Origin of the sequence: Micromonospora sp. WMMD1076, assembly GCF_029581475.1 — a bacterium.
In the GTDB taxonomy this organism is placed as follows: domain Bacteria; phylum Actinomycetota; class Actinomycetes; order Mycobacteriales; family Micromonosporaceae; genus Micromonospora; species Micromonospora aurantiaca.
The window spans coordinates 2,057,995-2,084,444 of sequence record NZ_CP120862.1 but is presented as its reverse complement, the minus strand read 5'-3'; the positions used below and the strand labels follow the sequence as shown (position 1 = coordinate 2,084,444).

Sequence of the window (26,450 nt, the reverse complement as noted above, 5' to 3'; positions counted from 1 at the left end):
GTGCGATGCAGACCCGTACCCTCTACGACTGGTTCCGTACGTCGGCCCGGCAGTACCCGGACAACGTGGCGATCGAGGTCGCCTCGGACGCACTGACCTACGCCGAGTTGCGGGCCGCGGCCGACCGGTTGTCGGCCGCCATGCAGCGGGTGCCGGGACGGCCACCCCGACGGGTCGGGCTGCTCACCTCCCGCAGCCTCGTCGGCTACATCGCCTACCTGGCCGCCCTGCGGCTGGGTGCGACGGTGGTGCCGCTCAACCCCGCCAACCCGGCGGCCCGGAACCTCGCCATCTCCGACGAGGCGGGGCTCGACCTCGTCATGGTCGACGACACCTCGGGCGACGGGTTGGCCGAGTTCCGCGCGCAGACCACCGTCACGGTCCTCGACCTGACCGGTGAGGGCTGGCGCCGGTTCCTCGCCCCGGGCGACGCGGCGGAGATCCCGCCGGAGGTGGAGCGGGGCCGCGACGACTTCGCGTACATCATCTTCACCAGCGGCACCACCGGGAAGCCCAAGGGCGTGCCGGCGACCCACGCCAACGTCGACTCGTTCCTGACCGAGGTGACCAAGCGGTACCGGTTCCGGCCCGAGTCGCGGGTCTCGCAGACCTTCGAGATGTGCTTCGACGGCTCGATCCTGGCGATGTTCGGCGCGTGGGGCACCGGGGCCACCCTGTGCGTGGCGCAGCGCGGCGACGTGCTGACGCCGGTGCGCTTCATCAACACGAAGCGGCTCACGCACTGGCTGTCCGTGCCGTCGCTGATCTCGTTCGCCAAGCGGTTGCGGGCGCTGGCGCCGGAGAGCATGCCGACGCTGCGGCTGAGCTCCTTCGGCGGGGAGCCGCTGACCATCGAGCAGGTCAACGACTGGACGGCCGCCGCGCCGAACACCGCCGTGATCAACTGCTACGGCCCCACCGAGACCACGTGCATCGTCACCGCGTACGAGGTGCCCGCCGACCCGGCCGCCCGGATCGAGTCGTCGAACCGGTCGGTGCCGATCGGGGACATCTACCCGCACCTCGACTACGTGCTGCTCGACGAGGACCTGCGCCCGGGCGACGACGGCGAGCTGTGCGTCCGTGGCGAGCAGCGCTTCCCCGGCTACCTGGACCCGACGGAGAACGCCGGCCGGTTCGTCTCCTTCGACGGTGAGCGGGGCCGGCTCTACGACGGCACCGGGCCGCTGACCGCCGAGCACTGGTACCGCACCGGCGACCGCGTCCGCCGCGAGTTCGGCGAGCTGGTGCACCAGGGCCGCATCGACCACCAGGTGAAGGTGCGCGGCAACCGCGTCGAGCTGGCCGAGATCGAGGCCGCGCTGCGCGCCCACGCCGACGTGGTGGAGGCCGTGGTGCTCACCGTGGCCGGCGCCGACGGAGAGCTGGACCTGCACGCCGTCTACACCGGCGCGGCGCTGGCCGACGACGACCTCACCCGGCTGGTGGGACACCTGCCCCCGTACATGCGGCCACGGGCGTTCCACCACCGGGCGGAGATCCCGCTGACCGAGGTGGACAAGGTCGACCGCAAGCGGTTGACCTCCGAGCTGCTCGCCACCCGTGGCTGAGCAGCACGCCGGGGCGGCCCCGGGCCCGGTCCCGGCCACCGGCATGCAGGAGGCCCTGTGGTGGGTGCACCAGCGGGCCCGGGACCGGTCCGTCTACCACCTCACCTGGCGGCTCGCGGTCGACGAGCCGCTCGACGAGGCGGCGCTGGCCGTCGCCTGGCAGGCGATGGTCGACCGGCACGAGGCGTTGCGGACCTCGGTCGTCCGGCAGGCGGACGCCGTCACGCTGGTGGTGGCGCCCCGGATCGTCGTGGGCCCGCACCGGGTGGAGGTGGACGACCCGGGACCGGCGGACCCGGGCACCCTGCTGCGGCTCGTCGCCGAGGAGGTGCACGCCGGGCCGATGGAACCGGAGGCCGCACCGCTGGCCCGGATCACCCTGGTCCGGGTCGGCGACCGGCACGAGGTGCTGCTGACCGTGCACCACGTGGTGCTCGACGGCTGGGCGGTCCAACTGCTCGTCGGCGAGCTGTCCGAGGCGTACGCGGCCACGCGGGAGGGACGTGCCGTCAGCTTCCCGGCCGACCCGGTGCCGTTCAGCACGTACGCGCGGGAGCAGGCCGCGGCCCGCGCGGACGGCCGGTGGGACAAGAGCCTGGCGTACTGGCGCGACGCGCTCACGGGCGCCGCCTCCGCCGTCCTGGAACCCGACCTGCCGGGCGAGGTGGCCAGCGGCGCGCCCGGGGCGATCCTGCGCTACGGCTTCAGCGCCGAGGCGGGCGCCGGGATCGCCGCCCTGGCGAAGTCCACCTTCGCCACCCCGTTCGCGGTCATCCTCGGCGCGGCGCAGATCGTGCTCGCCCGGGCCGGCGCCGGGCCGGACGTGGCGGTGGGCGTGGTGACCGCGAACCGGATGACCGCCCGCGACCAGGCGCTGCTCGGGTACACCGCCAACCTCTGCGTGGCCCGGGCCACGGTCGACGGGGCGGACACCGTCGCGGGGGTGGTGGGTGCCGCCCGGGACGGGATGTGGCAGATGCTGACCCACCAGGCGGTGCCGTACCCGGTGGTGTTCGGGGCGCTGCCCGAGGCGACCCGGAGCGCGCTGGGCGATCCCGCGCCGCTGCTGCTGAGCTACCTCGGCCCGATCGGCACCGACCTGCGGCTCGGCCCGGTCCCGGCGACGCTGTTGCCCAGCCCGAACCGGGCCGCCCGGGCCGACCTGGCGATGTCCGTCTGGGAGGCCGACGGCGGCTACCTCGCCGAGATCGAGTACCACACCGGGCGCTACCGGGAGAGCAGCGTGCTGGCCCTGCTGCACGACCTGGACGAGGTGCTGGCCGACGGCGGCGCCGAGCCGCAGCGTACGGTCGGCTCGTTCGACGTCGCCACCCGCGCCCGGGCCGGCCGCGCGGCCCCGGCCACCGTGGACCGCGACCGGGCGACCGGCCCGTTGCCCGAGTCGGCGGACTGGCAGCGCGTCGTCGCCGCCTGGACCGACGTGCTCGGCGGCCGGCCGGCCGACGCGGACGTCGACTTCTTCGCCGCCGGCGGCAACTCGCTGAGCGCCCTTCGCCTCGTGGACGCGGTGGCGGCCGACGGGCGACCGGCGGTGGACGTCGTGCGGTGGCTGGGCGAGCCGACCCCCCGCCGGTTGGCCGACCTGCTGGGCAACGGGTCGCAGCCGGTGGCGGCGGAGTCGACGCTTGTGGAGTTGCGGGCGGGCCCGGGGCCGCACCTGCACCTCGTGCACGGCGCCGGGGGCAGCCCGCAGGACTACCAGGACCTGCTGGCGGAGCTGCCGGAGCACTGGCGGGTGACCGCCTCCCGCGACAGCGCGGAGCTGCCGACGGTGGCGGCGCTGGCCCAGCGGTACCGGGCCGACCTGGACGCGGCGGGGCTGGTCCCGGACCTGCTCGGCGGGTGGTCCTTCGGCGGTCAGGTCGCCTACCAGATGGCCGCCGACCAGGTCGGACGGCGCTCGGCGCTGGTCGTGCTGGACTCCGCCCCGCCCGTCGGGTACGAGCTGCCGGCCGACGAGGTCCGGGACCGCTTCGACACCTTCACCGAGAACATCCACCGGGCCCTCGACCTGGAGCCGGACGCCCCGAGGCCCCGGGTGACGGGTGGCCCGGAGCCGGCCGGCTTCGACGAGCGGCTGGCCCTCGGCGCGCTTGCGGCCAGCCTGGCCGCCGTCGGGCAGCCGGTGCCCACGGCGCTGCTGGCGCACCGGTGGCGCAGCTACGAGCGCCACGTCCGGGCCAGCGCCGAGTACGTCCACGACGGCCCGGTCGACACTCCCGCGCTGGTGATCGGCGCGGACCTGCTCGACGCGCAGCTCGCCCAGTGGACGGCGCGAGTCGGGGCGGCCCGGTCCCAGCGGATCGGCACCGACCACTTCAGAGTGTTGCATTCCGCCGCCGTGACGCAGGTGGCGGCGGCCGTCATCGATTTCGCGCGCGTCGCGGCGGCGCGAGGTTAACCAAGGAGGATCCGTGTTCGACTCGAGAGTCTTGTACCAGGAACTGCGGGAGCACGTGGAGCGCGACGTGGCGCCGGACGACGTCGCCACGGCCCGCCGCGACTTCTCCTACCTGGGGCACGCGAAGGTCTCCTTCGTCGCCCCCGACAGCGTCAAGAAGGCCATCGCCGACGAGGTCAACGAGCTGATCGACAAGGCCGGCACGCGCCGGGACCTGCGGTTCGCCGAGACCGACTACACGCCACGCCGGATGCGCAACGTGACCCGGGCCGAGATCGCCGAACTGGGCACCGTCATCAACGGGATCTACGCCGCGGAGCCGATCCTGCGGGTGCTGTCGGAGGTGGCCGGCGAGCCGGTGCACCCCTGCCCGTACGAGCCGGAGCAGTTCGTCATCACCTGCCTGGAGAAGGACGGTGACACCCACGGCTGGCACTGGGACGACTTCACCTTCGCGCTGGTCTGGGTGGTCGAGTGCCCGCCGGTGGAGCACGGCGGCTTTGTCCAGTGCGTGCCCAACACCGTCTGGAACAAGGAGCGCCCGGAGATCAACCGGGCGCTGGTCAGCCGTCCGATCTACTCGATGGAGCTGTTCCCCGGCGACCTGTACCTGATGCGCACCAACACCACGCTGCACCGGGTCGCCCCGGTCCGCCAGGGCCGCCGCAAGATCATCAACATGGGGTACGCCTCGACGTCCGACCTGACCCGCGACTTCACCCACGAAACCATGGACCAACTGTGGGCGACCGTGCCCGCCGGAGAGGTGTGACCATCATGTCGACTCGGAACAACATCGCCCCCCAGCACATCGTGCTCGCCTTCTCCGGTGGGCTCGACACGTCGGTGGCCCTGGTCTGGCTCAAGGAGCGGTACCGCTGCCGGCTGACCGCGTTCATCGCGGACCTCGGGCAGGGCGAGGAGCTGGACACGGCCGCCCGCAAGGCCGAGAAGCTCGGCGCCGACGAGGTGCGGGTCGTCGACCTGCGCGAGGAGTTCGCCCGGGACTACGCCTTCCCCATGTACCGGGCCAACGCCCTCTACGAGGGGCAGTACCTGATGGGGTCCTCCATCGGCCGGCCGCTGATCGCCGCCGCGCAGGTGCGGGTGGCCGAGGAGGTCGGCGCCGATGCCGTGGCGCACGGGGCCACCGGCAAGGGCAACGACCAGATCCGCTTCGAGATGACGTTCGCCGCGCTGCGCCCCGACCTCACGGTGATCAGCCCGTGGCGGGAGTGGGACCTGGCCTCCCGCAGCGACCTGCTCGCGTACGCCGGCAGGCACGGCATCGAGCTGGACCTGAGCAGCGGCGAACGGCCGTACTCCATCGACAGCAACCTGCTGCACACCTCGTACGAGGGCGAGGCGCTGGAGGACCCGGCGCAGCCCGCGCCCGAGGGGCTGCTGTTCCGGGTGCGCGACCTCCCCGACACACCGGACGAGCCCGAGACCGTCGAGATCCACTTCCAGGGCGGCAACCCGGTCGGCGTCAACGGGACGCCCCTGTCCGCCAGCGCCGTGCTGGAGACGCTCGACGGGATCGGCCGCCGGCACGGCATCGGCCGGCTCGACATCGTGGAGAACCGGATCTTCGGCATGAAGACCCGCAACATCTACGAGGCCCCGTCGGGCAGCCTGCTCTGGCACGCCCACCGGGCGGTGGAGTCGCTGGTGCTCGACCCGGAGGTGGCGCAGCTCAAGGAGGAGCTGATGCCGAAGTACACCGCCCTGGTCTACCGGGGTCTCTGGTTCGCCCCCGAGCGGCTGATGTTGCAGACCGCCATCGACTTCAGCCAGCAGGACGTCACCGGCGACGCGATCCTGCGGGTGCACCGGGGCACCGTCCAGGTGATCGGCCGCCGCTCCCCGCACAGCCGCTACGACACCGCGTTCGCCACCTTCGAGGCGGACGACGTGTTCGACCAGCGCGACTCCTCCGGCTGGCTGCGGGTCAACACCGTCCGCTTCCGCGCCGGGCGGGCCACCGGGGCGGCGAAGCCGTGAGGATCGTCTTCTTCGGGTACGGCGAGCTCGGCGCGACCGTGCTGCGGGGCATCGCGCCGCACCACGAGGTGCTGCTGGTGCTCACCCACAGGGCTGAGTTCAGCGGGCTCGGCGAGCCGGACGTGGAGCTGGCCGCGGCGGACCTGGGACTGCCGGTGCGCTACTCGGCCACCGCCCGCGAGCCCGACCTGCACGAGCAGCTGCGCGACCTCGCACCGGAGCTCATCGTCTCCACCAACTGGCGGACCCGGGTGCCGACGGAGGTGCTGCGCATCCCGGAACGCGGCGCGGTCAACACGCACGACGCGCTGCTGCCCGCGTACGCCGGGTTCGGCGCCGTCAACTGGGCCATCCGCAACGGCGAGGAGGAGACCGGCCTCACCGTGCACTACATGGCGGAGGAGCTGGACACCGGCCCGATCATCACCCAGGCCCGCGTGAAGATCGGCCCGCACGACACCGCCGGCCAGATCCTGGAGCGCCTCCTCGCGGAGTACGTGCCGGTCACGCTGGAGGCGTTGGAGCGGGTCGCCGAGGGCCACCGGGGCGAGCCGCAGCCGCCCGAGGGCGCGTCGTTCTACCACCGGATCGGCGTCGAGGACACCCGCATCGACTGGCGGGACAGCGCCACCACCATCTGCGACCTGGTGCGCGGCCAGTCGGACCCGTTCGTCAACGCGTGGACGACGCACCGGGGGTTCCGGCTGTGGGTCAAGGCCGCCACCCGGCCGACCCGGGCGCACGGCGGCACGCCCGGCCGGATCGTCAAGGCCGGCTACGGCGGTGTGGTCGTCGCCAGCGGCGGACCGGGCGACGGCGACGACCGCGGGGTGGTGCTGCTCCAGGTCTCCACCGAGACCGGGCCACCCGTGCGCGCCATCGACTACTTCACCACCTTCGGCGAGTACCTTCACTGACACGGTGACCGGGGGCGCCGGTCATCGCGCGTACGACGATGACGGGAGGGGTCGGATGATCGGTCGACTGCACTCGGTGGTGCTGGACTGTCCGGACGCCGAGAAGTTGGCGGAGTTCTACGTCGAGCTGACCGGCCTGGAGTGGGCCGACAGCGACGGGTACTGGGTGACGTTGAAGGGCCCGGACGGGCATCCCCGCCTCTGCCTCCAGAGCGTCGCCGACTACCAGCCGCCGCAGTGGCCGGATCCGGCCTTCCCGCAGCAGGCCCACCTCGACGTGGAGGTGGACGACATCCAGGAGGCCGAGGAGGCGGTGCTGCGGCTGGGCGCCACCCTGCTGCGCGGCGGCGGCAGCCGCAACCACGGCTTCCGGGTCTACGCCGACCCGGTGGGACACCCGTTCTGCCTGGTCTGGGGTCAGGACTGACGCCATGACCAACCAGGACCGGGCAGTGGAGTTCCGCCGTACCGCCGGGGCGTTCGCCACCGGCGTCGGCATCGTCAGCAGCGTGTACGACGACATCCCGCTGGCGATGACGGTCAACTCGTTCACCACCGTCTCGCTGCACCCCACCCTGGTCCTGACCTGCCTGAAGCACCGGAGTCGACTGCTCACCCAGATCCGCGACTCCGGCATCTTCGCGGTCACCGTGCTCGCGGCGGACCAACGGGACGTCGCCCGTTGGTTCGCCGACGCCCGGCGACCCTCCGGCGCGGCCGCGTTCGCCGGCGTCCGGGTGCACCGGGCGCCGGCCACCGGCTGCCTCGTGTTCAGCGAGGGACTGGCCTACTTCGACTGCCGCGTACGCGACCTCTCCGACCAGGGCGACCACTCGGTGGTCATCGGGGAGGCGGTGTCGTACGGCCCACTGAATCCGGCGAAGGCGCCGCTGCTCTATCTCCACGGGTCGTACCGGTCGATCGCGCCGGTGCCCCCGGCGGTGTCGGCCGCGTAATGGCCCACCCCACCCGGCGGCGTCCGCCGCCCCGCGCCGCGCGGGAGGCGATTCGGGTACGACGACGGAGTACAGGGGGATGGCAACAAGACAAACGAGCCCCTCCCTTTTCGGAACGAGCATTGTTGAACCGCCCCGGATCTTGTAGAGACTTCCCCGCTTGGGAAGGATCGAGAGATGGCAGGAACGAGGCCGTATCCGCAGGAGTTGTGGGAGCGGGCGGTGCGGATGGTCGCGGAGGTGCGGCTGAACTACGAGTCGGGCTGGGCGGCGTTCACGGTGGTGGCGGCCCGGCTCGGGATCGGCACGGCCGAGACGTTGCGCAAGTGGGTCCGTCAGGCGCAGGTCGACGGCGGGCAGCGGCCGGGGGTGACGTCGGAGGAGTCGGCGGAGCTGAAGCGGCTGCGGTGGGAGAACGCCGAGTTGCGGCGGGCGAATGAGATCTTGAAGGCCGCGTCGGCTTTCTTCGCGGCCGAGCTCGACCGGCCTACGACACGCTCGTGAGTTTCGTTGACGAGCATCGGGACCGCTTCGGTGGAGTCGAGCCGATCTGCCGCGTGCTGCGTCAGCACGGGCTGCAGATCACCCCGAGCGGCTATTGGGCGGCCAGGAAGCGTCCGCCGTCGAAGCGGCAGGTGCGTGATGCGCAGCTGACAGCACGCGTGCGGGAGATCCATTCGGCGAATTACGGCGTCTACGGGGCTCGCAAGGTCTGGCATGAGCTGTGCCGCCAAGGGCATCCGACGGCCCGGTGCACGGTCGAGCGGTTGATGCGTGATGCCGGCCTGACCGGTGTCGTGCGGGCCAAGAAGATCCGCACCACGGTCGCCGATCCCGGACATGAACGGGCCGCTGACCTGCTGAACCGGGACTTCACCGCCGCCCGGCCGAACCGGTGCTGGGTCGCGGACTTCACCCACGTCGCGGCCTGGTCCGGCGTTGTCTACGTCGCGTTCGTTGTCGACGTCTACTCCAGGGCGATCGTCAGTTGGTCCGCGGCGACGAACAAACGGACCCCGCTGGTTCTGGCCGCGATGGACATGGGGTTGTGGCGCCGCGACCGCGCCGGCCAACCGGTCGGGGCGGGCCTGGTGCATCACAGCGACGCGGGCAGTCAGTACACGTCGTTCCGGTTCACCACCCACCTGCTCGACGCCGGTATCGACGCCTCGAGCGGCGGCGTCGGCGACGCCCTGGACAACGCGTTGATGGAATCCACCATCGGCCTCTACAAGACCGAGCTGATCAAACCCCGAGGCCCGTGGCGCAGCCTCGCCCAGGTCGAACTGGCCACCGCCGAGTGGGTCGACTGGTACAACAACCAGCGCCTGCACTCCGCCATCGGGCATCTCCCGCCCACCGAATACGAATCGATGTTCTACGCTCAACCCCAGCCCCGCGAGGCGGTTGGAGCCAACAGCTGAGGTCTCCACAGAACCCAGAGCGGTTCATACAGCCAGCCCAGCAGCACCCGATCACGGGTGGTCAACTGCGACTGCACCCGCAGAACCGGATCATCCATCCACCATCGCCTCCACTCCGATACGCATGTGGGCTCCCCAGGGGGAGAGACCCGAGACCAGGACGGGTCTGTCGCAGGACAACCAGCCAGTACTGACAGACGGACTGACCTGCGGTGTGAGCGGGAAAAGGGGGTCCGTTCGGGCGTCCGGCTGAAGACCGACCCCAACGGGCACGTCAACTCGGACCCCGGAACGGGGGTCAACACGGGATCTGTCACCGCCACCGGCAGAAGACCGGAACGCAGTGAGATGGGATGTACAGAGAACACGAGAGCTCCTTGATCGAAGAAATGGTGGCGTCGACGGTCACGACGCCGTAGGTGTGCGCCGCAACCACATGCGGGCACGGGAGACTGCGGCAAGGCGCACTGTGAAGTTGTCAATGAACACGCCGACCGGCGCACCGGCCGACACGAGGACAGATCAGGGCAGCAACGACCAACACGACCACCAGTAAGGCGATCGCGACAGCGGGAACAGCGGTAGCAGTTGCGGAGGGCAGGGCGGCACCGTGCCACGCCGGTAGCGGGCTCGACTCAGCCTGGGGCAGATACTCCGGGAGCCGTCGACATCACGACGGCCCGGTGGGGCGTCGACTCAACCCGCCGGAGAAAGATCCTTCATGCCGAACCCCCTGCCACTCGAACCCATCGACGGCCCGCCCACTCCCGAGCCTCGAACGACCGGCGACGCTTCCGAAGGAGCGCCACCAAACCGGCCGATCCGACCCGGCGGCAGACCGCCACGCGGTCGCGTTCGTACCAGTACGCCTCCGCCGGCAGCACCCTGTCAACCAGCATCACCGGCAGTCGATCAAGACGTTTCCGGACCCAGCCGGACCCACTGGCACCCGCCAACCCGCACAGGGTCCCCAGCCGGACAGATTCCCTGCCGAAAAATCTTGGCCTACCTGTTCAGCCATATCACCTTGTGAGACAGTCCTCTCGCTGACCGAGCGGGCCCGCGTAGGGGTCGCCGAGGTCCCCGTCGGCGAGTCGGACCCGCATGGCTTCCACAACCGGGTTGCACTCGGTGTGGCGACGGCTCAGCACTGGCCCACCGGGCGGCTCGGCTCGCGGTACACGTTGATCCCGATAGGAGCACCGGGCACAATCGCCGGGTGATCGCGAGCGTGTTCTTCGATGTGGGCGAAACAATCGTCGACGAGTCCCGGGAGTACGGCACCTGGGCGGACTGGCTCGGGGTGCCGCGCCACACCTTCTCGGCCGTCTTCGGGGCGATCATCGCTCGCGGCCTGGACTACCGGGAGACGTTCCAGGTCTTCCGGCCCGGCTTCGACCTGGCCGAGGAGCGGGAGCGCCGGACGGCGGCAGGACAGCCCGAGTCATTCACCGAGGAGGACCTCTATCCGGACGCCCGTCCGTGCCTGGCCGCGCTACGCGAGTCCGGGCTACAGGTCGGCCTGGCCGGCAACCAGACGGCGCGGGCGGAGACGATTCTGCGCGCCCTGGACCTACCGGTCGACGTGATCGGCACCTCGGACGGCTGGGGTGTGGAGAAGCCCTCCGCCGCGTTCTTCGACCGAGTGGTCGCCGAGGCGGGATGCCCGGCTGATCAGGTGCTCTACGTCGGGGACCGGCTGGACAACGACATCCGGCCGGCGCAGGAGGCGGGTATCGCGACCGCCCTGATCCGTCGCGGACCGTGGGGTTGGATCCTTGGTGACAAGGCGGTCAGCGACCGATGCCTCTTCCAGCTCGACTCACTGGCCGAGCTGCCTGACCTCGTCCGCAAGCACAACGAGTCGGCGCGTTAGCTGCCCGGAAGTGCGGCGCGGCCGGCGGTGAGGGCGGCGACGCGTTCGTCGAGCAGGGTGCCGTATCGGCTGTCACCGAGCATGGGACGGACAGCTCGGACCCGGTCGAGACCGACGCCGTACCAGTCGTTGTGCAGGGCGTCGACGGCCTGGTTGAGGTAGTCGGCGGCCTTGTCGCCGTCTTGGCCTTGGGCGGTGGCGAGGTCGGCGAGTACGACACTGCGCTGCTTAGCGCCAGTGGCGGTGAGCGCGGCGAGTGCCTGGTTGAGCTGGCCGGCGGCTTCGCTGTGGTCGCCGCCAGCGAGGGCTGCGTATCCCGCGAACGAGTGCAGGCGGCCGTTGTCGTAGAAGTCGAGCCATTCGGGCGGGGTGTCGTCACCGTCGACCGCGCCTGCGGCGAGGTCGATGTGGCGGCGGCTCGCGGCGGCGGCTCCGGCACGCGCCTCGACTTCCGAGGCGACGCAGTGCAGCCATGACCGGACCATGGGGCTGACGCCGTGCCAGGTGTGCTGGAGGGCAGCGTCGATCAGCGGCCGGGCGTTGGCCGGCTGGTGGCCGAAGGCGGGAACGAAGGCCATGTGGCCGAGGACAGCAGCGGCCAGGGCGTGGTCACCGGCCTCGCGGGTCGCGGCGAGGGCGACGTCATAGCAACGTTCGGCGATGGCGGGTTGGCTGAGGTCGAAGAAGGCGAGCCGAGCGGTGAGCAGCGCGGACTCCGCGAGGGCGGAGGCGAGGCTGGTTCGGCTGCTACCGGTCGCCGCGCGCAGAAGCCCGACGCCGAGCTGGGTGTGGGCGTAGGCAGCCTCGTAGAGCGGCCGGGCCGGGCTGGTCCAGTACAGCTCCCGCTGGCACCGCACGATCTGCTGGTACGAGTCGGGGCCGATGGTCTTGCCGTCGGCGTGTGCGGCTTTCGGGTCGAGGGACAGCAGGGGTGCGACCAGGGGCAGCATGCTGGCACCGACGAGTGCGCGGAGCACGGACGCGCGGTCCCAACCGTTACCGTTGTCGTCTGCAGTGAGCATGTCCCATAGCCTCCTGAACTCGTGCAGATTTTCGGTGTCCGGGCGTACGGCCAGCTCGTCGGAAGTGAGTAGGCCGAGGTCGCTGGCCGGCTTCCCGAAGATCGCGACCAGGTGTTTGCGGTACCGCGGGTCTGGCCACCGCTCGCCGATCTCCCACCGCCGGACGGTGTTGGCGTTGAGTCCGGTGTCGGTCTCTCCAGCGCGGCTCATCTCGGTGCGGATGCGTTCGGTCACCTCCTCGTAGGACCAGCCGCGTTGGAGTCTTTCCCACGCTAGCCGCCGGTTCGAGGGGTAGCGCCGTCCCGCCATCGCGCACCTCCGGGCATCGCCTATCGACTTCGATCACGCTAGCCAGTCCGGCTACCCGTCGTCACCACGTGGTTGCGATTGGACGGGTAGTGGACGGTACCGGTCCGCTGCCGTGGACGGTTCGCTATTGCCGAGCATCGAAGCCGCCTGCTCTGGGCTGGCCCCGATGGTCGCCGACCAATCCCCGTCAACGGCATGAGGTTCATGGTGGTCACGTCGCACAGACCCGAGTTTGCGTCGCCCCGACCGGATCCGATTGCCGCGACGGCGGTCGGCTCCGGTGCCGTGAGGTTGACTCCGCGCCCGCGTACCGCCAACGAGGCTGCGCGGGCGAGTGACCGGCGAGAACCCCCCACTCGCCGCCTCCCGGTGGCGGACCCGCCAGGCTCCCGGCGGGTCCGCCACACCGGTCGCCAATGCGGCGTGCCCAACAGCCAGCCGCAGGTTACGCAGCAGAGAGCGGAGCCCGGGGCGCAGTGGCGATGACGCTCTACATCTCCCGCCATGCCACCGCATCGACCGCCAACAACTCCATCGGGGCGGTCCGCGCTGAACCCGTGCTGGTGGCCGAGCAAGTGGAACTCTCGCGCGCTGACCCGCCCCTGTTCAACCACGTCTGGCAGCAGCTATTCGAGCAGACCCTGCGAGAGGAACAGCAACGATGATGCTTCGGGCCCCTATCACTGGTACCGCCGGATTCATCGGCTCGCATCTGATCCGCGCGCTGTCGGACAGCGGCAGCACAGTCGCCGTCGTAGATCGTCGCCGACTGGCCGAGCAGCCATCGGCGGACGAGAGCTTGGCTGGTACGGCCGTCGGTACGCAATTCTCCTCGTGCTGCAGGGACCTGGCCGACCCGCTCGACGCTGCCGGCTGCGACAGCAGCTTGCACCTCGCCGCCGGGCCGGGAGGGCAGCTACCACGCCGCACACCCGGTGCACCCCTTCCCGAGCTGTGCGTCGCTCGCCAGAACGGCATGTCGGGCTCGTGGTGGTCGGCGTGACTGCCCGACAGGTCGCCGCCCCGGCCGACCCATGGTCTCCGGCAGTTCTGCACACCCTCCTACGGGACACCTCACCGTCCGCAGATGAGCGGTGGCGACGTTGGTGCGCTGATCTCCTCCGCGCCGATCGCCTCGGTCCGGCCGAGCTGTCCGAGTGGTGGAAGGTGATCACCGAGTTCGACGAAGTGCTGGAAGGCTATGTTGAGCAGCCGCTGGAGGTGCCCGACGGCTCCGTTGTCGTCGCGGGCAGCGGCAAGGAGCAGTTCAAGACTTTCAACGTCAGCACCGCCGCCGCGATCCTCGCCGCTGCCGCGGGGACACCCGTGGTCAAAGGCGTCTCTCGATCGGTATCGGCGATCTCCGGAGCCGCCGACATCCTGGATGTGCTCGCCATAGGTGCGGTCGGCCGGCCGGAAGCCATATCCGACATACTGGATCGGCAAGGGATCGCTTTCGTCCCTTACCCCGCATTCTGCCCGCGCTACGCGGCTCGTTACGACGACGTCTTCGATGCCCTGAATCCGGCGAGCTTCTTCATGCCGGTCGCAACCATCTGCGTTCGTGCCAGGGGCTACGTGCTGGGCCTGGCGCATCGGGACGTCACCCTCGCCGCAGCAACCCTTCGACGGATCAGGCCCGAGCTCACCACCGGCGTCGTCGCCGCCACCGAGCTGTCCGTCGGCGAGATGATCGACGAGCACGGTGACGTCGGTACCCGAAGGCTGGCCCGCGTCGCCAACGGATTCATCACCTGCGGAATCCACAAGGGAGATGATCCGACCCGATCTTGGCGCCAGGCGGTCGCCCACCGGCCCACTCACCGAGGCAACGCCGCACTCGTTGCTTCAGCGCTCAGTCCCGGAGAAGACACACCAGCCACCGCACTGGTCGAGTTGAACGCCGCCCTCGTCGTCGGAGCAAGCGGGACCGACATCGACGTGGCCCTCGCCTCGGTCCGCCACTCCCGCCGGTCCGGACGCGCCCTGCGCCTGTTGAACACGCTTACCTAATCGAAGGAGCTGCCATGCCCGCCACCTCTCTCGACGCCGAATCTGCAGCACTCCTGACTGAACACCTCGGACCGGCCGCTGTCCGGTTCACTCACGCTGACGACGCGTTAGGGGTCTTGGACCCTGGCCGACGAGAATCGTTGGAGATCGTGACCGGCTTCGGTCCGACGAACGCGCCGACCGCCGGCACCTTGTCGGTCATGCTCGGTGCGGTCGAGTTACAGCGACGTCTCGGTGTGCCGATGACAGTCGTCATCTCCGACCTCGGGGCGTGGAACTCCCGCAACGTTCGCTGGTCGGCTCTGGTGCAGGTTCGGGACCAGATGCTCGCGTTCCTCGTCGAACTCGGCCTGGGGCCGCACAGAGCCGAGCTACGGTCCCACCTTGCGCACGACAACCTCGTCCGTGCCGGTCGGGTCGCCCGCTATCTGTCCCGGGCCGACTTTCAGGAGCATCGTGAGAGCCTCCTGGAGCTCTACGCCGAACACGGTCTGCTGGGCAGCGAAATCGGGGTAATCGTCGACTCGCTGTACACGGTCGCTGACGTACTCGGCCCCTTCGACAACGGTGCCAGCAACGTGCTCATGGTGTCGGGCATGGAAGAGGCGTACTTCACTGACTTGGCTCGCCTGGCGCTGTCACGACAAGCAGACGCCGGTGAGCTGAGCCTCGGCTGGAAAGGCCATGTCGGTGCTCTGTACTTCCGGGTCCTCGAAGGGTTGGCCGGCTACCCCAAGATGTCCAAGAGCATCCCCGCATCGAGCATTCACCTCAACATGACGCAGGCCGAGATCGCCGACCGGGTGATGGACGATGAGGAGTCGTCCGAGGCCGCCTTGCTGTCGGCGATTGAGCTCAGCAGCGGCTGGGACTCCGTGGAGGTCGCCCGCGCTCGCGAGGCATTCGAAGACCGAGTCCTGCGTCCAGACGGATGGCGCCAGGCGCGACATGAGTTCTGTCGCTCGTTCGCCCAGTTCGCTGGGATATGGCAGCGGTGCGCCCGGTGAAGCCGGTCCTCGTCCTCCTCGGTGTGTCGGGACGACTCGGCCGCGCTGTCCAACCGCAGGCTGTCGCTGCCGGATTCCACGTCGTTGCGGTCGCACGGACACCGCCGGTTCTCCCAAGGTCGCACAGCGTTCAGTCGGTTGCAGCGGACTTGACGGTCGTCCGGGACCGTGCCCGAGTTGCCGCCGCCACGGCGAACCGAATTGCGGAACCCGGTCCTGTCTACGTCGTGGACGTCGTTCTAGACCGTAGCGGGGTAGACGCCATGCGCCGCAGCATCCGAGGCGCGACCGAGGGTGTACTGCACCTTCGAGCTGAATTCCGCGCTGCTGGCCAGGAAACGACGCTCATCGCCGCGAGTACGACCGCTGTGCTCGCCCCTGGCCTTTACCAGACACCGTACGGGCTCGCGAAGCGCAAGCAGGTCGTCACGTATGCCCGCTCCGGAGTCACGGGCACCGCTCTCCTGCTTCCGCAACTCGGCCAGAGATCCCGCACCACGTCGAAACCTCAACCGCCCTGGTCCTTCGAGAGGGCCGCTCAGGCATTGCTCACCGCCGTGTCAGCCGCGCCGCTCAACGGCTTCACCGTCCGCGTGCCTGCCTTCGTCGCCGACGTCGAGAGCAGCCACACGGATACCAGCGGCAGCACGCTTCGGGCCCATCTCCACAGTCTCGTGCTCGACCGCGACTCCATGCTCGCCCATCGAGCAGCAGCCCGCAGCCGGCTGGGCTGGACGCCCGAGCGACTTCGGTTCCGCCTCGACCACCACCGCGCACCGGCGGAACTGGTCCGCCGATTCGCCAATCGATACCACCTTGCCGTCGTCGATGAGCGGTCCGGCGGCGGTCCTGCCCGTCGGGGGGGCTCATGATTGACGACAGTGTCGATGTCCTCGTCATCGGCTCGGGACTGTGTGGCCTCACCATCGCCGTTACCGCTGCCCGGCGCGGGCTACGCGTCCACTGCCTCGACGACGGACGTCCCGGTGCCTCGCTGGCCAACTTCGGGCAGTTGCACTCAGGCGCCGTCTACGCCCCTGTGCTTCCCTCACTGAGCGCAGCCTGCTGGGATCACCGAGACCGCTGGCACGACCTGGCCGTGCCAGCGCGGGTGGGGCAAGCCGACGGGCTTGCGCTGTTTCATTCAGCCGATACCGTCCAGCGCTACCTGGACTCCTGGAACCGAATCGGTATCCCGGTCGAGGAGGTGGACCCGCGAAGCGTGAGATCTTCCCCATCGCCGGCAGCCGCCTTCCGCATCCCCGATTACAGCATCGACTTGCTGGCCCTCAGCGCCGGCCTCGTCGATTTGGCACGGACCAGCGGCGTCCCGGCTGTGCAGCGACATGCCGCCATCCTGCGGCGTGATCCGGAGAGCACCCTCGTCTCGATCGCGCCTCCAGTACCGCGGGCGCGGGTGGTGGTGCTGGCAGCCGGTGCCAGCACACCGGCTTTGCTGTCCGACGCCGGAATTCAGCACACCTTGCGCACACGCCGAATTGCCTGGGGCCGGCAGCCTGGCATTGCGGTAGAGGGCGTGACCTACTGGCTGGACGGCGATCTACTCGCCCTCAGCCCGGATCAAAGCGGCATCCGAGCGGGCTTGCCCAGCGTTCAGGGTGAATATGGAACAGCCACAGAGGAGCGTGCTCGACTACTGGACGCGCTCGATCGACACCGCCTGAGCCAATCCCGGCCGGAACTCAGCATGATCTGGGGGACCGTGTGCGAGCCAACCAGTTTGCTGGCCGACCCATCCAGCCTTGTCGTGGACCTCCGACGACCTCCCGAGGGGTGGACTCCCAGTGGGAACCTGCTCGTCGCGCTGCCCGGCAAATGGACCACCGCCTGGCACTGCGCCGACCAGGTGGTCGACGCACTCACCTGACAGACGGGGCGCGAGCTATCCGATGCCGATGGCGTCTCTCACCCGCTCCAGCAACGGCCTGGTCTGCTTCCGGGCCTTGTCCGCACCTTGGGCGAGAAGGTCGTCCAGTTCGCTCCCCTGCGCCATCAGCGCCTCGTAACGCTCCCGAAGCGGCGCGAACTCGCCGACGAGCGCGTCAGCGAGCTGCGCCTTGACCTCTCCCCAGCCCATCCCGCCGGCCGACAGCCGCGCCCGCGTGTCGGCGACCACGTCCACCGCACCGAACCGCTCAAGCAACTTGAACACCGCAGCCGAATCCGGGTCCTTCGGTTCCTCCACGGGCACGCTGTCAGTCGGGATCCGCCGCACCAGTTTCCGCAGGCTTGGCTCTGGCGCGAACAAGGGGATCGTGTTGCCGTACGACTTGCTCATCTTGCGACCATCGGTGCCGGGCAGGGTGTGCGCCGACCCCTCGTCAGGAATGACAGCCGTGGGGATCTTGAACTTGAACCGGTCTCCGTAGACGGCGTTGAAACTGCCAGCGATGTCTGCCGCGTACTCGACGTGCTGGACCTGGTCGCGACCGACAGGCACCACGTCGGCGTCCATGATGAGGATGTCGACCGCCATCAGCACCGGGTAGTTGAACAGGCCCATGTTCACACCGGCGTCAAGATCATCCTTGCCTGCTTCCCGGTTGCGATCACGCGCCGCCTTGTAGGCGTGCGCCCGGTTCATCAGGCCCTTGCCGGCCATACACGCCAGGATCCAGTTCAGCTCGAAGATCTCCGGGACATCCGACTGGCGGTAGAACGTGGTGCGATCCGGGTCGAGTCCGGCCGTCAGCCAGGTGGCCGCCACGGAGCGGGTGTAGTGATGCATCAGCTCACGGTCGCGGATCGTCGTCAGCGCGTGATAGTCAGCGATGAAGTACAGCGACTCGTAACTGTCGGCCAAACGCAGAGCCGGCAGGATCGCGCCGATGTAGTTGCCCAGATGCGGCTCACCGGTCGGCTTGATGCCGGTCAGCGATACCCTTCGCGCCGTCGAACCCATGGGCACGACATTACCGTGAGCAGCCTTCGATCTTCCGTCCTCATCGGCTGTCGGCGCGTACCGAAATGCTGTTGTTGGTATCGGCAAGGCCGAGCAGCGACGGCAACTCCGCCATGTCCCCGAAGGTTCGGACTGACCCCGACGTGGAGCCATCGGGCACGTACCGCAGGACGCGCATTCCTGCGCTGAGTGCAGCCACCACTCCGGACTCGCTGTCCTCGACGACGACGCAGCGGGCAGGTGGTACGCCCATCCTGGACGCTGCCAGCAGGAAGAGATCAGGAGCAGGTTTGCCATGCGCGACCTCGGCAGCCGTGAAGATCCGGCCCTCGAAGTACGGCGCCAGGCCACAGACGCCCAGGGTCAACGCGACCTTCTCGGGACGCCCGTTCGACGCCACGCAGAAAGGAACACAAAACTGCTGCAGCACTGACACGACGCCGGGCACCGGAGCCACCTCGGCACGCAGCGCGGTATCCACCGCGACGGTCAGCGAATCGAACCAACCGGTGGGCACGGCATCGCCCAGGCGATCGGCGATCAGCCGGGCCGCCGCTGCTTGATCGAGACCGGCGAACGCCGTGGCGCACTCCTGGTCGGTGATCTGGATACCCAGGTGCCGCATCCGGTCGGCGAGCACCCGGCTCACGATCGGTTCGCTGTCCACCAGCACCCCGTCACAGTCGAAGATGACGAGATCGACTTCGCCATGATCACCCAACGGTGATCGCCTCCCCTCCACGCCGCGTCCCACCGGAAACAGCCGGTCCCCGCACCGCCGACCCGGTCCAACGGCTCCCGAGCACCCGGCGAGCGACCATCCATCACGACAAACACGAAAAAGGCCCCGACCGGCATAGCTCTACCAGGTCAGGGCCTTGCTGCTTGGTGCGCCGCCAGGGACTCGAACCCCGAACCCGCGGATTAAGAGTCCGCTGCTCTGCCAGTTGAGCTAGCGGCGCTCGCTGACAACGGGACGAGACGTTAGCACGCCCGCCCACCACCCCGGAAAAGCAGGGTCGGCCTCACCGCAGCGCCAGCGTGACCTGCCCGGTCGCGACCCCGAAGGGGTCCACCACCAGGGTGTACGCCCCGGAGGCCGGCAACACCGCCGGCCCGAGTTCACCCGCCCCGTTGATCACGCAGCCGGTGGTCACAGTGCTGCCGTCCGGTGCGCGCAGCGCCAGCACCCCGCACTGGTCCGGCAGGTCCGACGCGGTCGCGGTAACCGTCACGGACGTGCCGGCAGTGGCGGTGAACCGGTAGCCGGTGATCGCGCCGGGCCGGTCCACGACGGCCACGACCGGCGGGCCGCCGGGCGAGATCGTCGCCTCGCGGTCCCGGCTGGTGACCACCCGCAGCGTGGTCGTGCCGGTGCCGCGTTCGGTCGGGTCAATCACCACGGTGTACGTCCCGTCGGCGGGCAGCGGCGTGCCGTCGATCTCACCGACGCCGTTGATCACGCAGCCGCTGCGCAGCAGCCGCCCCTCGGCGTCCCGCAGCTCCAGCGGGGAGCACTGGTCGGTGAGGCTGCTCGCGGGCACCTCCACGTAGACGCGCTCCCCCGCGCGCCCGGTGAACCGGTAGCGGGCCCGAGCGCCGGGTTGCGCGACGGTGGCGGTGACCGCCGGGCCGTTCGGCTGCAGCGTCCCGTCGCTGTCCCGGGCCGCGTACACCCGCACGGCGGCGCGGCCGGTGTCGCCGGGTGCGGCGGTGACCCGCAGCGTGTACGTGCCGGTGGCGGTCAGGTCGACGCGGTCGACGTACCCGCTGCCCCTGATGTTGCATCCGCTGGCGATCTCCCGTCCGCCCGGTTCGGTGAGCACGTACGGCGAGCAGCGGTCGCCGATTCCCGGCGCGGTGGCGTCGACGAAGACGGCGTCCCCGGCGCGGGCGGCGAACGTCAGCGGCGCCCCGCCGGGGGTGAGCGTGGCGGTGGCGACGGGTACGGCGGCGATCGGGGTGGCGGCCGGCGGCGCGACCCGTTCGGTGCTCGCGCCGGCCACGGCGAACTCGGGTCGGCCGCTCACCGCGACGTCGAAGACGCATTCGGCGAGCTGGGCGGGCGCGGTCACGCCGGCCCAGCGACAGACCTGTTCGGCCGCGGCGCGCCGGGCCGGGTCGAGGTCGCCGACTGTGACCTCCCGTTCCGGGAACGCGCGGTCGGTGAAGGTGCCGGTGTCCTGCCCGTCGTCGTAGTGCAGCAGCGAGCGGTCCGAGGCGAGCCGCCAGCTGTCCGCGTACGCGGGATAGAGCTTCCCGAACGGCACCGGCTGGGCCAGCGCCGCCCCGGAGGCGGGCGCGATGTCGTCGGCCGGGTCGCCGTCGAAGTCGCCGAGCAGTCCGCGTACCTTCCCGGCCCGGGTCTCGGCCAGCCGGACCAGCACGCGGTAGCCGTAGCGGCCGATCTGGTCCACCGCCGCCGCGGACCCGTCCGGCCACGTCACGTCGTACCCGTCGGTGGGGCCGGTGTCCGACGGGCGGCGGGTGAGGGTGCCGCCCCCGGCCAGGTCGGTGCGGCCCGGCGGCGCGGCGATCGGCACGCCGTCGACGTGCACCCGGGTGCCGCCGTCGGTGAGGGTGAACGCGACGCGGTGCGCGCCGATCCGGAACGCGACAGCCGAGTTGACCGAGGCGGTACGCGTGCCGGCCATCGGGGCCTGCCGGACCTGCACCTCCAGCGGGTCGCCGCCGGTGGACGCGACCAGCGTGAACTCGCCGACCGCCTGGAAGTCGTAGGCGACCCGGTCGAACGTGACCAGGTGCGGGTCACCGTTGCTGCCGCCGCAGTCAGCGCCGTCCTCGCAGAGCTTCACCGGCCCCTTCGGCGGCGGCGTCTTCCTGGCCGGCTTCTTGCACTCGTCGAGGTTCTTCGGCAGCGTCTTCCCGTCGTACTCGGTGCGCGGCGGCAGCCCCTTCGCCGCCCGGTAGCGGTTCTCCGCGAGCGTCGCCTTCACCTCGGCGGTACGGATGCCGGTGCCGCCGCACTCCCCCTGCGGCACCGCGTTCCGGGAGATGTCGTCGGCGTGGTTCAGCTCGTGGTAGAGCGCGGCGCAGGGGTCGCGGGCCACCCCGTCGCCGTACGGGTCGGTGGAGGTCGGGTTCCACGTGACGGTCGAGGAGCCCTTGCCCTCGGCGCTGTCCGGCGTCTCGAACGCGCCGGAGCCACCTGTGGTCGGGATGATCCGCACACGGGGACTCTTCTTGTCGCGCAACCGGGGCAGCAGGCCGGACGGGTCGCCGCCGGGCAGCGCGAACCCGGCCAGGCAGCCGTCGACAGCCGCCTGGAAGTCGACACCGCTGACCGGCACCCCGGCGGTCGGGTCGACGCCGTAGTCGGCCCGCGCCGTCCGGGCACCACCGCCGACGTACGCGCCGACGGCCACCAGCAGCAGCGCCACGACGGCGGCTGTCGGCCGACGTCGGCGGCGTACCAGCAGCAGCACGACCAGCGCGACGACGAGCAGCGCCAGCACTCCCCCGGCCACCACCCAGAGCCGGCGCGGGCCGGTCCCACCGTCGTCGGACACGGTGAACGTGGCGGTCCGCAGCGCTGTCGCGCCCGCGCACGGGTTCGTCGCGCCGGTGACCGGCAGCGTCACGTAGCCGGCGGTCACCTCGTACCGGCCGGGTGCGCCGACCGGCCAGAGCGTGTCCAGCCCACCGCCGTCCGGGGTGGCGGCCACCGAGCGGAGCACGACCTCGCCGGTGCCCAGTCGTACCCCGGTCAACGCCACGGCGGCGGTCGCGCCCGGCTCCACTGTGGTAAGACCGACGGTGGAGGCCGCGCCGATCCCGTCCTCGAAGAAGCTGCGGGCCAGCGTCGGCTCGACGTCGCGCCCGTCCCGGCGTACCCCTGTGACCTGCACGGTGCCGACGGGCCGGGTGGCGAGCGCGCACGCCGACCCGGTGGTGTTCGTGACGGTGAGGTCGAGGCGGACCTGGTCCCCGGCGCGATAGTCGGCCTGGCCGGGCCGCAGGGCCAGGCCGAGGCCGCCGTCGGCGGGCGCCGCGGCGCCGCTCGCCGCCCCGGTCGCCAGAGCGGTCACGAGTACGCCGAGCGCCACAGCCAGCCGCAGGGTCCACCTCATGGTGCGGACTGTAGAAGCGGGTGGGCCGGTTTCCGCACGGTCTGTCGGGGACCGGTCGGAACCGTATCCTGCTGGTGATGGATGTCTTCGGTACGGTGGCCGACCTGTACGAGCGCGCGCGGCCCGGATATCCGCCGGAGATCGCCGAGGCGATCCTCGCCTACCACGGCGGCACACCGGCGTCGGTGGCCGAGGTCGGCGCGGGCACCGGGAAGGGCAGCGATGTGCTGGTCCGCCTCGGCGCGCCACTGACCTGCGTGGAGCCCGACGCACGGATGGCGGCCCGGCTGGCCGAGAGGTTCCCCGAGGCCCGCATCGAGGCGACGACGTTCGAGCGATGGCCGCCGCCCGCCGGTGGGGTGGACGTGCTCGCCTGCGCGATGGCCTGGCACTGGCTGGACGCCGCCACCCGCAACGCCCTGGCCCGGCGTGCCCTGGCGCCCGGCGGCACGCTCGCCGTCTTCGGGCACCGCTACGACTACGCCGACGCCGACCAGCAGGCCGCGGTCCGGGCCGCGCTGCGATCGGTCGACCCCGCCGTCCGGGAGCGGCCCGTCGACTGGTTCCATCGGGACATCCTCGACAGCGGGCAGTTCGACGACGTACGCCGGGAGGTGTTCCGGCGGGAGCTGCCGCTGGACAAGGAGCGGTACCTGGCGCTGATGCGCACGTTCGGGCCGTACCTGTCCCGCACGGCGGAGCAGCAGCGACACGGGATCGCCGCCTTGGGCCGGCTGGTCGACGACTTCGGCGGCACAGTCGTGCTCGACCTGCGGACCACGCTGGTGCTGGGCCGGGCCGATGCTCGGTGACAGGTGGGGTGTCTCCGACGACGAGACACGTCGCCGGTACCCGTGCGACGACTTCGTTCCCGCGCCCAACCTGCGGGCGTGGCGCGGGGTGAGCGTGGACGCGCCACCTTCCGCCGTGTGGCGGTGGGTCGCCCAGATCCGGCTCGCGCCGTACTCGTACGACTGGATCGACAACCTCGGCCGCCGCTCACCGCAACGGCTGGTGGACCTCTCCGAGCCGGTGGTGGGCGAGGCGTTCACGACTGCCGGCGGGCGGCGGCGGGGCCGGATCCTCGCGGTCGAGCCGGGACACCACCTCACCGGCGAGATCATGGGCGCGGTGCTGTCGTACGTCCTGGTGCCGGACGCCGGGACCGCCACCCGTCTGCTGCTCAAGGTGGTGATGCGGACGAACCCGGTGATCGCCCTCGGCGGTTGCCTCGGTGACCTGGTGATGGCCCGCCGGCAGTTGCTGAACATCAAGCGGCTCGCCGAGCAGGGCGCGGACCGCTGACCGTGGGCACCGGCGTGGCGAGAATCCGGCGGACACTGGCATTTTCGCCCCTCGTCCCCGGTGGCCGGCCTTCCTAGGCTCCTTCCCGACACGCTTCTCCACGAACGGGAACGAGGGCTGGTCGTGCTTCGCTATGTCATGCCGGTCGTGATCGGGCTGGTCTACGTCGGGCTCAACTCCCTCGTGCCCGAGCCGCACCGGCGACGGCTGAACGCGCTCGTCGTCACCGGGGCCGGTGCCGCCTACGTCAGCGGCGGCGGATTCGGGCTGTGGGAACTGGCGTTCTGCGCCCTGCTCGTGGCGGTCGGCTACGCCGGGCTCACCTCGTACACGTTGTAGCTCGCGGGCGATGCTGCTCTTGCCCGAGCCGGAGTTGCCCCGGATGCAGACGAGGATCGTGTCCGAGCTGCCGGTGGCATCAGCGGACACGATCCCTCCCGGGCGTCAGGTACCGCGGGCGGATGCCGATCAGGCCCGGGTGATCACCAGGAACGCGTACCCGATCACCTTCGTGCCGTCCCAGTTGTACATGGGGCGGCACGCCTGCGGCTTCGTCCACGACGACTGGTACTTGGGCCGGGCTTCGTTGCATGCCTTCAGGGTCGAGTAGGTCGGGCTCGAGTAATCCGCGTACGCGGGCGCGCCCAGACCGAGCACCAGGGCGCCCGCGACCGAGGTGGCGGCGACGAGGCTGCGGATCCGCGGCCGTCGGAAGGCTTTCATGTCTTCTCCCATTCTCATCGTCGTCGCCCGACCGTCCCTCGTGGCCGCGCGACCATGATCAGCTTAGGGCGGCGACACAAGACGCGCCGACAGGCCGTGGCCCGCGGCACCACCAGGCCAACCGCCTCGGTGGAACGCCGGGGGCGCCTTTCGTCCGGGTTGACACCCGCGGCGTTCCACCCACGGACGATCACCGGCGGCGCCGGCCCGCGCGGCACCCGCGTACGCGAAAAAGGCCCCGACCGGCGCGGAACACCTGGTCAGGGCCTTGCTCGTTGGTGCGCCGCCAGGGACTCGAACCCCGAACCCGCGGATTAAGAGTCCGCTGCTCTGCCAGTTGAGCTAGCGGCGCTCGCTGACAACGGGAAGAAGATTAGCACGCCCGCCGAGCCGGGTTCCAATCCGATACCGGGGTCCACCCTTCGGACGAGCTTAACCGGCGAAAGCGGCCAAAACGGTCACCTGACCCGGCGCGGGGGCGGGCGTGCGAGCGTCGATACGGCACGATGTCCGCCAGGCACGCGAGGACAGGGGTGGGCATGGGCAGGTTCGCGCGGGCCGGGGCGACGGTGGGCGCCCTGGTCCTGACGGCGTCGCTGGCACTGACCGGGTGCGGCGGCGGCGACGAGGGGAAGAAGCCGGAGTTCGTGCCCGGCCAGCAGCAGGTCGGCGGCGTCTCGTCCTCCGCGCCCGACCCGAGCGCCGCACCCAGCGACAGCGCCGCCGCGCCGCCGCTGACGGTGAGCCCGGCCGACGGCGCGAACGGCCGGCCGGTCAGCACCGAGATCAGCGCCCGCATCCCCGGCGGCGGCACCGTGTCGAAGGTGGTGCTCGCCGCCGCCGACGGCGCCGGCGTCGCCGGAAGGATGCGGCGCGACGGCTCCAGCTGGGTGCCGTCGGCCGCGCTGAAGTACGGCACCAGGTACACCGCCACTGTCACCGGCGCCGGTAAGGACGGGCAGACCTACCAGGGCACCAGCACGTTCACCACGATGGCCAAGCCCAAGTCGATGATCGGCTCCGGCCTCTACATGTTCAGCGGCAAGACGTACGGGGTGGCCATGCCCGTGGTCGCCGAGTTCTCCCCTGGTATCCCGAAGAAGGACCGGGCGGCGGTGCAGAAGCGGATGTTCGTACAGACCGACCCGCCGCAGCCCGGCGCCTGGCACTGGGTCGACAACGGCACCCAGGCGTACTACCGCGCCCCGGAGTACTGGAAGACCGGCACCACGATCAGGGTCCGGCTGGCGCTGGCCGGGATCCCGCTGAGCAACGGCCGCTACGGCAACATCGACCGCAGCGCCACCGCCGAGATCGGCCGCGCGTTCGAGATGACCGTGGACAACGCGACCAAGCAGATGACGGTCTCCGAGAACGGCACTGTCATCCGTACGCTGCCGGTCAGCCTGGGCAAGAAGAGCACCCCCTCATCCAGCGGCACGATGGTGGTGATGGAGAAGAAGGAGTCCACCGTCTTCGACACCCGCAGCGAGCCCGACCCGGCCAACCGCTACGTCACCGAGATCGACTTCGCCCAGCGGATCACCTGGGGCGGCGAGTACATCCACGCCGCCCCGTGGTCCGAGGGCGTGCAGGGGCGCCGCAACGTCTCGCACGGCTGCGTCAACGTGTCGATGGCCAACGGCCGGTGGCTGTTCGGCAAGACGCTCGTGGGCGACCCGATCACGGTGAAGGGCACCGAACGCCGCCTGGCCCCCGGTAACGGCTGGACGGCGTGGAGCATGAGCTGGTCGCAGTTCGTCGCCGGCAGCGCGCTGCCGGTTCCGCAGGGCGGGCAGCCGGCGCCGTTCTGACCGGCGTAACGTGGTCGGACATGCCACCTCCGACAAAGCGCCGGGCGACGGCGGAATCGTTACACCCGCGCAG

The 26,450-nt window shown here is 70.6% G+C and carries 23 protein-coding genes, 2 tRNA genes and 1 pseudogene; 18 read left to right on the top strand and 8 right to left on the bottom strand.

Features of this window, described 5'->3' with window-relative positions; all coding sequences use genetic code 11:
* Positions 1 to 5: 5 nt before the first annotated feature.
* The 9 genes from O7622_RS10210 to O7622_RS10170 all read left to right on the top strand — a co-directional run bounded on the left by O7622_RS10210 (position 6) and on the right by O7622_RS10170 (position 11,170).
* On the top strand, positions 6 to 1,571 hold the full coding sequence (locus O7622_RS10210; protein WP_282313098.1) for an amino acid adenylation domain-containing protein: 1,566 nt from the start codon (positions 6 to 8) through the stop codon (positions 1,569 to 1,571).
* Positions 1,564 to 3,993 carry a condensation domain-containing protein gene (locus tag O7622_RS10205; RefSeq protein WP_282313097.1) on the top strand — a complete coding sequence of 810 codons (2,430 nt, stop codon included), beginning with the start codon at positions 1,564 to 1,566 and terminating at the stop codon, positions 3,991 to 3,993. Before O7622_RS10210 ends, O7622_RS10205 begins: the two co-directional genes overlap by 8 nt.
* Positions 3,994 to 4,006: 13 nt before the next feature.
* Positions 4,007 to 4,765 carry a hypothetical protein gene (locus O7622_RS10200; protein ID WP_282313096.1) on the top strand — a complete coding sequence of 253 codons (759 nt, stop codon included), beginning with the start codon at positions 4,007 to 4,009 and terminating at the stop codon, positions 4,763 to 4,765.
* Positions 4,766 to 4,770: 5 nt separating this feature from the next.
* Complete coding sequence (locus O7622_RS10195) at positions 4,771 to 5,997, top strand: argininosuccinate synthase (RefSeq protein ID WP_282313095.1); 1,227 nt, start codon at positions 4,771 to 4,773, stop codon at positions 5,995 to 5,997.
* Positions 5,994 to 6,914, top strand: coding sequence for a methionyl-tRNA formyltransferase (locus O7622_RS10190; RefSeq protein ID WP_282313094.1), 921 nt, complete (start codon positions 5,994 to 5,996; stop codon positions 6,912 to 6,914). Before O7622_RS10195 ends, O7622_RS10190 begins: the two co-directional genes overlap by 4 nt.
* 55 nt (positions 6,915 to 6,969) lie before the next feature.
* Positions 6,970 to 7,341: a VOC family protein gene (locus O7622_RS10185; RefSeq protein WP_282313093.1), complete on the top strand. Its 372-nt coding sequence runs from the start codon at positions 6,970 to 6,972 to the stop codon at positions 7,339 to 7,341.
* A 4-nt stretch (positions 7,342 to 7,345) separates the two neighbouring features.
* Complete coding sequence (locus O7622_RS10180; protein WP_132231728.1) at positions 7,346 to 7,870, top strand: flavin reductase family protein; 525 nt, start codon at positions 7,346 to 7,348, stop codon at positions 7,868 to 7,870.
* Positions 7,871 to 8,047: 177 nt separating this feature from the next.
* Positions 8,048 to 9,294, top strand: a protein-coding gene (locus O7622_RS10175) for an IS3 family transposase (RefSeq protein WP_282313092.1) whose coding sequence is annotated in 2 segments (ribosomal slippage) — positions 8,048 to 8,330 and positions 8,330 to 9,294 — 1,248 coding nt in all. Because the reading frame shifts where the segments join, the coding sequence is not laid out codon by codon here.
* Between the two features lie 1,219 nt (positions 9,295 to 10,513).
* A complete protein-coding gene (locus tag O7622_RS10170) occupies positions 10,514 to 11,170 on the top strand; it encodes an HAD family hydrolase (RefSeq protein WP_282313091.1) in 657 nt (218 codons plus the stop codon).
* Here the strand turns inward: O7622_RS10170 and O7622_RS10165 are convergent.
* The gene (locus O7622_RS10165) at positions 11,167 to 12,426 is read right to left on the bottom strand and encodes an XRE family transcriptional regulator (protein ID WP_282313090.1); all 1,260 of its coding nucleotides are present in this window, start codon (positions 12,424 to 12,426) and stop codon (positions 11,167 to 11,169) included. The two genes, O7622_RS10170 and O7622_RS10165, sit on opposite strands and share 4 nt — an antisense overlap.
* A gap of 557 nt (positions 12,427 to 12,983) precedes the next feature.
* Between O7622_RS10165 and amcA the strand changes: the two genes are divergently transcribed.
* The 5 genes from amcA (at position 12,984) to O7622_RS10140 (ending at position 17,409) form a co-directional block, all read left to right on the top strand.
* Positions 12,984 to 13,166: a multiple cyclophane-containing RiPP AmcA gene (amcA, locus tag O7622_RS10160; RefSeq protein ID WP_282313089.1), complete on the top strand. Its 183-nt coding sequence runs from the start codon at positions 12,984 to 12,986 to the stop codon at positions 13,164 to 13,166.
* Positions 13,167 to 13,668: 502 nt separating this feature from the next.
* Positions 13,669 to 14,514, top strand: a complete 846-nt coding sequence (locus O7622_RS10155) for a hypothetical protein (protein WP_282313088.1) — start codon at positions 13,669 to 13,671, stop codon at positions 14,512 to 14,514.
* 140 nt (positions 14,515 to 14,654) lie between these two features.
* A complete protein-coding gene (locus tag O7622_RS10150; RefSeq protein WP_282313087.1) occupies positions 14,655 to 15,521 on the top strand; it encodes a hypothetical protein in 867 nt (288 codons plus the stop codon).
* Between the two features lie 263 nt (positions 15,522 to 15,784).
* The gene (locus O7622_RS10145; protein ID WP_282313086.1) at positions 15,785 to 16,393 is read left to right on the top strand and encodes a hypothetical protein; all 609 of its coding nucleotides are present in this window, start codon (positions 15,785 to 15,787) and stop codon (positions 16,391 to 16,393) included.
* The gene (locus O7622_RS10140) at positions 16,390 to 17,409 is read left to right on the top strand and encodes an FAD-dependent oxidoreductase (protein ID WP_282313085.1); all 1,020 of its coding nucleotides are present in this window, start codon (positions 16,390 to 16,392) and stop codon (positions 17,407 to 17,409) included. The genes O7622_RS10145 and O7622_RS10140 overlap by 4 nt, the downstream gene beginning before the upstream one ends.
* Positions 17,410 to 17,424: 15 nt before the next feature.
* Here O7622_RS10140 and O7622_RS10135 read toward each other — a convergent pair whose 3' ends face one another.
* The 4 genes from O7622_RS10135 to O7622_RS10120 all read right to left on the bottom strand — a co-directional run bounded on the left by O7622_RS10135 (position 17,425) and on the right by O7622_RS10120 (position 22,535).
* Entirely contained in the window at positions 17,425 to 18,444 is a 1,020-nt protein-coding gene (locus tag O7622_RS10135; protein ID WP_282313084.1) for a tryptophan--tRNA ligase, read from the bottom strand.
* A 40-nt stretch (positions 18,445 to 18,484) separates the two neighbouring features.
* A complete protein-coding gene (locus O7622_RS10130) occupies positions 18,485 to 19,165 on the bottom strand; it encodes an HAD family hydrolase (RefSeq protein ID WP_282313083.1) in 681 nt (226 codons plus the stop codon).
* A 165-nt stretch (positions 19,166 to 19,330) separates the two neighbouring features.
* A tRNA-Lys gene (locus tag O7622_RS10125) sits at positions 19,331 to 19,406 on the bottom strand.
* 63 nt (positions 19,407 to 19,469) lie between these two features.
* On the bottom strand, positions 19,470 to 22,535 hold the full coding sequence (locus tag O7622_RS10120; protein ID WP_282313082.1) for a VWD domain-containing protein: 3,066 nt from the start codon (positions 22,533 to 22,535) through the stop codon (positions 19,470 to 19,472).
* A 77-nt stretch (positions 22,536 to 22,612) separates the two neighbouring features.
* Here O7622_RS10120 and O7622_RS10115 point away from each other — a divergent pair, with 77 nt between their 5' ends.
* From O7622_RS10115 to O7622_RS10105, 3 genes are all read left to right on the top strand, one after another.
* Positions 22,613 to 23,347 carry a class I SAM-dependent methyltransferase gene (locus O7622_RS10115; RefSeq protein WP_282313081.1) on the top strand — a complete coding sequence of 245 codons (735 nt, stop codon included), beginning with the start codon at positions 22,613 to 22,615 and terminating at the stop codon, positions 23,345 to 23,347.
* Positions 23,337 to 23,840, top strand: a complete 504-nt coding sequence (locus O7622_RS10110) for a polyketide cyclase (RefSeq protein WP_282313080.1) — start codon at positions 23,337 to 23,339, stop codon at positions 23,838 to 23,840. Before O7622_RS10115 ends, O7622_RS10110 begins: the two co-directional genes overlap by 11 nt.
* Positions 23,841 to 23,978: 138 nt before the next feature.
* Complete coding sequence (locus O7622_RS10105) at positions 23,979 to 24,179, top strand: DUF6010 family protein (RefSeq protein WP_282314099.1); 201 nt, start codon at positions 23,979 to 23,981, stop codon at positions 24,177 to 24,179.
* On the opposite strand, the pseudogene O7622_RS10100 reads toward O7622_RS10105, so the two are convergent.
* The 3 genes and pseudogenes from O7622_RS10100 to O7622_RS10090 all read right to left on the bottom strand — a co-directional run.
* Positions 24,171 to 24,269: pseudogene (locus tag O7622_RS10100) on the bottom strand (kinase); the annotation flags it as partial. The gene O7622_RS10105 and the pseudogene O7622_RS10100 sit on opposite strands and share 9 nt — an antisense overlap.
* 39 nt (positions 24,270 to 24,308) lie before the next feature.
* Positions 24,309 to 24,563, bottom strand: a complete 255-nt coding sequence (locus O7622_RS10095) for a hypothetical protein (protein WP_091329812.1) — start codon at positions 24,561 to 24,563, stop codon at positions 24,309 to 24,311.
* Positions 24,564 to 24,839: 276 nt separating this feature from the next.
* Positions 24,840 to 24,915: transfer RNA gene (locus O7622_RS10090), tRNA-Lys, on the bottom strand.
* 187 nt (positions 24,916 to 25,102) lie between these two features.
* Here O7622_RS10090 and O7622_RS10085 point away from each other — a divergent pair.
* Complete coding sequence (locus O7622_RS10085) at positions 25,103 to 26,377, top strand: Ig-like domain-containing protein (protein ID WP_282313079.1); 1,275 nt, start codon at positions 25,103 to 25,105, stop codon at positions 26,375 to 26,377.
* Positions 26,378 to 26,450: the final 73 nt, after the last annotated feature.